This window comes from Hydrogenophaga sp. 70-12 (assembly GCF_001897365.1).
GTDB classification, from domain to species: domain Bacteria; phylum Pseudomonadota; class Gammaproteobacteria; order Burkholderiales; family Burkholderiaceae_C; genus Hydrogenophaga; species Hydrogenophaga borbori.
The window spans coordinates 1-5522 of the sequence record NZ_MKSS01000380.1 but is presented as its reverse complement, the minus strand read 5'-3'; the positions used below and the strand labels follow the sequence as shown (position 1 = coordinate 5522).

6 protein-coding genes are annotated in these 5522 nt (G+C 70.3%); 5 read left to right on the top strand and 1 reads right to left on the bottom strand.

Annotation, left to right across the window (positions count from 1 at the left end; genetic code table 11):
• Positions 1-408: hypothetical protein (locus BGO22_RS19375; RefSeq protein ID WP_286852252.1), on the top strand; the 408-nt coding region annotated here is incomplete at its 5' end.
• Positions 409-494: 86 nt separating this feature from the next.
• Here the strand turns inward: BGO22_RS19375 and uraH are convergent.
• Positions 495-848, bottom strand: a complete 354-nt coding sequence (uraH, locus tag BGO22_RS19370; protein WP_070397502.1) for a hydroxyisourate hydrolase — start codon at positions 846-848, stop codon at positions 495-497.
• 65 nt (positions 849-913) lie between these two features.
• Here uraH and BGO22_RS19365 point away from each other — a divergent pair, with 65 nt between their 5' ends.
• From BGO22_RS19365 to BGO22_RS19350, 4 genes are all read left to right on the top strand, one after another.
• Positions 914-1588, top strand: coding sequence for a GntR family transcriptional regulator (locus BGO22_RS19365; protein ID WP_070397501.1), 675 nt, complete (start codon positions 914-916; stop codon positions 1586-1588).
• Positions 1589-1596: 8 nt separating this feature from the next.
• The gene (gene puuE, locus BGO22_RS19360; protein ID WP_070397500.1) at positions 1597-2544 is read left to right on the top strand and encodes an allantoinase PuuE; all 948 of its coding nucleotides are present in this window, start codon (positions 1597-1599) and stop codon (positions 2542-2544) included.
• A gap of 4 nt (positions 2545-2548) precedes the next feature.
• The gene (gene uraD, locus BGO22_RS19355; RefSeq protein ID WP_070397499.1) at positions 2549-4330 is read left to right on the top strand and encodes a 2-oxo-4-hydroxy-4-carboxy-5-ureidoimidazoline decarboxylase; all 1782 of its coding nucleotides are present in this window, start codon (positions 2549-2551) and stop codon (positions 4328-4330) included.
• A 2-nt stretch (positions 4331-4332) separates the two neighbouring features.
• On the top strand, positions 4333-5522 hold a 1190-nt coding region (locus BGO22_RS19350), incomplete at its 3' end, for a M20/M25/M40 family metallo-hydrolase (protein ID WP_286852251.1).

Genomic DNA, 5522 nt, shown 5'->3' with positions numbered 1-5522 from the left:
CCCGCGCCGGTACCCGCACCGCCGCCACCGCCCGTGAGCCAGCGCCCCACCCCCAAGTTCATCTCGCAAGCCGCCTCGGCGACCGACTACCGCAAGGACGGCGCGCGCCACATCTACGCCCGCAACGGCCACCGCATCTACAAGGGCCAGCTGCCGCCGCTGCTGCACGCCGTGGGCGTGCTGCAGGTCGAGGTGGACGACATCGGCGAGGTCCGCCAGGTGAGCTGGATGCGGGCGCCCAGCCACGCGCCCGACGTGATGCGCGAGATCGAGCGCACGGTGCGCGCCGCGGCTCCTTTCCCGGCGCCGGTGCGCATGGGCCGCGTCACCTACACCGACGTGTGGCTCTGGGACAAGAGCGGCAACTTCCAACTCGACACGCTGACCGAAGGACAGCGCAACAAGTGATCTCCGTGGTTTGAGACGTTTTCAAGGCCCGCTTCGCGCGGGCCTTCTTGTTGGCGGCGCGCCGGCCACGCGGCCGCCGCGGCGGCTCAGCTGCCGCGGTAGGTGGAGTAGGCCCAGGGGCTCACCAGCAGCGGCACGTGGTAGTGCTGGTCCACCCGCGCCACGCCGAAGTCCAGCGCCACGCGGTCCAGGAAGCGGGGCTGCGGCAGGTCGACGCCGCGGGCGTCGAAGTAGTCCTTCACATCGAACACCAGCCGGTAGGTCCCCACCTTCAGCGAGGCGTTGTCCAGCAAGGGGCCATCCGGGTTGCGCCCGTCCGCATTGAGCGTGAAGCGCTTGATCAGCGTCGCCTGCTCGCCCTGCGTGGCATAGAGCGCCACCGCCATGCCCGCCGCCGGGCAACCGTGCATCGTGTCCAGTACGTGGGTGCTCAAGCCCATGGCCGCGTTCTCCTGTGAATTTGGTCGACCGAAAGTGTATACACTTTGGCGCGAATCTGGCTATCATGCGGCGCATGGAAACGTCCAGCACGGCCCAGATCGTCGACGCCCTCACGCGCGCCATCGTCGAACACCGGCTGCGCCCGGGCACCAAGCTCGCCGAGCAGAAGCTCGCCGATCACTTCGGCGTTTCGCGCACCCTGGTCAGGCAGGCCCTGTTCCAGCTGTCCCAGAACCGCCTCATCCGCCTGGAGCCCGCGCGCGGCGCCTTCGTGTCCACGCCCTCGGCCGACGAGGCCCGCCAGGTCTTCGCCGTGCGCCGCATGCTCGAGGTGGAAATGACCCGCGCCTTCGCCCGCCAGGCCACGCCAGCCACCCTGCGCGCCCTGCGCGAGCACCTGGCGCAGGAGCGCCAGGCCGTGCTCCGTCAGGACGTGCCCGGCCGCACCGAGCTGCTGGGGGACTTCCATGTGCGCATGGCCGAACTCATGGGCAACCGCGTGCTGTCGGACCTGCTGCGCGACCTGATCTCGCGCTGCGCGCTCATCACGCTCATGTACCAAAGCAGCGAGGCCGCCGCCGATTCGTGCGACGAGCACGCCGCCATCGTCAAGGCACTGGCCGGTCGCGACGAAGCCCTGGCCGTGCGCCTGATGGAAGAGCACCTGCAGCACGTCGAGGCCAGCCTGGCCTTCGACCGCCCCCGGCCCGCCAACGACCTCTCGCTCGCCCTGTCCTGAGCCCCTTCATGACCTACGACGCCACCGCCCCCTACCCGCGCGACCTCATCGGCTACGGCCGCGATGTGCCGCACGCCCGCTGGCCCGGCGGCGCGCGCATCGCCGTGCAGTTCGTCCTCAACTACGAGGAAGGCGGCGAGAACAGCGTGCTGCACGGCGACGCCGCCTCCGAGCAGTTTCTCTCCGAGATGTTCAACCCCGCGGCCTACCCCGCGCGGCACATCAGCATGGAGGGCATCTACGAGTACGGCTCGCGCGCCGGCGTCTGGCGCCTGCTGCGCGAGTTTGAGTGCCGCGGCCTGCCGCTCACCGTGTTCGGCGTGGCGCAGGCGCTGCAACGCCACCCCGAGGTCTGCGCCGCCTTCACCGAACTCGGCCACGACATCGCCTGCCACGGCCTCAAGTGGATCCACTACCAGAACGTGGACGAGGCCACCGAACGCGCCCACATGGCCGAGGCCATGCGCCTGCTCACGGCGCTGACGGGCCAGCGCCCGCTGGGCTGGTACACCGGGCGCGACAGCCCGAACACGCGCCGCCTGGTGGCCGACTTCGGCGGCTTCGAGTACGACAGCGACTACTACGGCGACGACCTGCCCTTCTGGATGAAGGTGCGCAAGAGCGACGGCAGCGACGCGCACCAGCTCATCGTGCCCTACACCCTGGACTGCAACGACATGCGCTTCGCGCTGCCGCAGGGCTATTCGCACGCCGATCCCTTCTTTCAGTACATGAAGGACACCTTCGACACGCTCTACGCCGAGGGCGACCCGGACGGCCTGGACCGGCCCAAGATGATGAGCATCGGCATGCACTGCCGCCTGCTCGGCCGGCCCGGGCGTTTCACCGCGCTGCAACGCTTCCTGGACCACATCCAGTCGCACGACCGCGTGTGGGTCGCGCGCCGCCTGGACATCGCGCGCCACTGGCGTGCCCAACACCCATTCACGGTCTGACACCATGGCCCTCACGCTCGACACCTTCAACGCCGCCGCGCCCGACGAAGCCCTGCGCCTGCTCGACGGCCTGTACGAACACTCGCCCTGGGTGGTGGAACGCACGCTGGCCCAGCGCCCCTTCGCCAGCCTGGCCGCACTCAAGTGGGCCTTGGTGCAGGCGGTGGCCCAGGCCACGCGCGACGAGCAGCTGTCGCTGATCCGCGCCCACCCGGAATTGGCGGGCAAGGCCATGGTGGCCCAGACCCTCACCAGCGAAAGCACGGGCGAGCAAAGCCGCGCCGGCCTCACGCACTGCACGCCCGAGGAGTTCCAGGCGCTGCAGAAGCTCAACGCCGACTACAACGCGCGCTTCGGCTTTCCCTTCATCCTCGCGGTGCGCGGGCCGCGCGGCAGCGGCTTCACGCGCCAGCAGATCATCGCCACCTTCCAGCGCCGCCTGCACAACCCGGTGGACTTCGAGCGCGAAGAGGCCTTGCGCAACATCCACCGCATCGCCGAGATCCGCCTGGCCGACAAGTTCGGCGCCGAACCCGCGCTGGGCCACCACGTGTGGGACTGGCACGAAGACCTGGCGCGCCACAGCGACCCGGGGTTCAAGGAGAGCGGCCAGCTCACCGTCACCTACCTCACCGCCGCGCACCAGGCCTGCCAGCAGGAGCTGATGGCGCGCATGCGCGAATGCGGCTTCGACGAGGTCTCCATCGACGCGGTGGGCAACGTGGTCGGCGTGTACCACGGAGCCATGCCCGATGCGAAGCGCCTGCTCACCGGCAGCCACTTCGACACCGTGCGCAACGGCGGCAAGTACGACGGCCGGCTCGGCATCTTCGTGCCGCTGGCCTGCGTGCAGCGCCTCCACCAAGCCGGCCGGCGCCTGCCCTTCGGCGTCGAGGTCGTGGCGTTCTCGGAAGAGGAAGGCCAGCGCTACAAGGCCACCTTTCTGGGCTCGGGCGCGCTCACCGGCGACTTCAACCCCGCCTGGATGGACCAGACCGACGCCGACGGCGTGCGCCTGCAGGACGCCATGCGCGCCGCCGGCCTGCCGGGCACGCTGGACGCCATCGGCGCGCTGCGCCGCGACCCGTCGCGCTACCTGGGTTTCGTCGAGGTGCACATCGAGCAGGGCCCGGTGCTCAACGAGATGGGCCTGCCGCTGGCCGTGGTGACCTCCATCAACGCCGGCGTGCGTCACGTGGGCGAGGTCATCGGCATGGCCAGCCACGCCGGCACCACGCCCATGGACCGCCGCCGCGACGCCGCCTGCGCCGTGGCCGAGCTCGCGCTCTACCTGGAGCGGCGCGCCGCCCAGGACGGCGACTCGGTCGCCACCATCGGCCTGCTCAACGTGCCCGGTGGCTCCATCAACGTGGTGCCCGGGCGCTGCCAGTTTTCGCTCGACCTGCGCGCGCCCAGCGACGCCCAGCGCGACGCGCTGGAGCGCGACGTGCTCGCCGAGCTCAGCGCCATCTGCGAACGCCGCGGTCTGGGCCAGCGCCTGGAGCGCACCATGGCCGCTTCCGCCGCCCCCAGCCACCCCGACTGGCAGGCCCGCTGGGAAAAGGCCGTGGCCGCGCTGGGCCTGCCGGTGCACCGCATGCCCAGCGGCGCCGGCCACGACGCCATGAAGCTGCACGAGGTGATGCCGCAGGCCATGCTGTTCGTGCGCGGCGAAAACAGCGGCATCAGCCACAACCCCCTGGAAAGCAGCACCAGCGACGACATCGAACTGAGCGTGCTGGCCTTCGACCACCTCCTTGAGCAGCTCGCGAAAGACACCGCCTGACCATGACCGCCCACACCCAACTCGACGCCTGGATCGACGCCCACTTCGACGAGCAGCTCGCCTTCCTGCGCGAACTCGTGCGCGTGCCCACCGACTCGCCGCCCGGCAACAACGCGCCGCACGCCGAGCGCACCGCCGAACTGCTCGCCCCCATGGGCTATGCCGCCGAGAAGCACACCGTGCCCGAGGCCGAGGTGAAGGCCGCCGGCCTGCAGAGCATCACCAACCTCATCGTGCGCCGCCGCTTCGGCGAAGGCGGTCCCACCATCGCGCTGAACGCGCACGGCGACGTGGTGCCCCCCGGCGAGGGCTGGACCCACGACCCCTACGGCGGCGAGATCGTCGACGGCGCGATGTACGGCCGCGCCACCGCCGTGAGCAAGAGCGACTTCTCCAGCTTCACCTTCGCGCTGCGCGCGCTCGAATCGCTCGGCGCGCCACTCAAGGGCGGCGTGGAGCTGCACTTCACCTACGACGAAGAATTCGGCGGTGAACTGGGTCCTGGCTGGCTGCTCGCCAAAGGCCTGACCAAGCCCGACCTGATGATCGCCGCCGGCTTCAGCTACCAGGTGGTGGTGGCGCACAACGGCTGCCTGCAGCTCGAGGTGACGGTGCAGGGCGAGATGGCGCACGCCGCCATCCCCGACAGCGGCACCGACGCGCTGCAGGGCGCCACCCACATCCTGAACGCCCTGTACGCGCTCAACCGCGACTACCTGCAGGTGCGCTCCAACGTCGAAGGCATCAGCCACCCTTACCTCAACGTCGGCCTCATCAGCGGCGGCACCAACACCAACGTCATCCCGGGCAAGGTGGTGCTCAAGCTCGACCGCCGCATGATCCCCGAGGAAGATCCCGCGCAGGTGGAAGCCGCGCTGCGCGAGACCATCGCGCAAGCGGCGGCCAGCTTCGACCCGCCGCGCGGCGGCAAGGCGCTGCGGGTCGAGATCAAGCGCATGCTGCTGGCGCGCGCCATGAAGCCCCTGGCGGGCAACGCCGCCCTGGTGAAGGCCCTGCAGACCCACGGCGAGCAGGTTTTCGGCGAACCCATCCCCGCCGTCGGCACGCCGCTCTACACCGACGTGCGCCTCTACGTCGAGCGCGGCATCCCCGGCGTCATCTACGGCGCCGGCCCGCGCACCGTGCGCGAGTCCAACGCCAAGCGCGCCGACGAACACGTGCGCCTGGACGA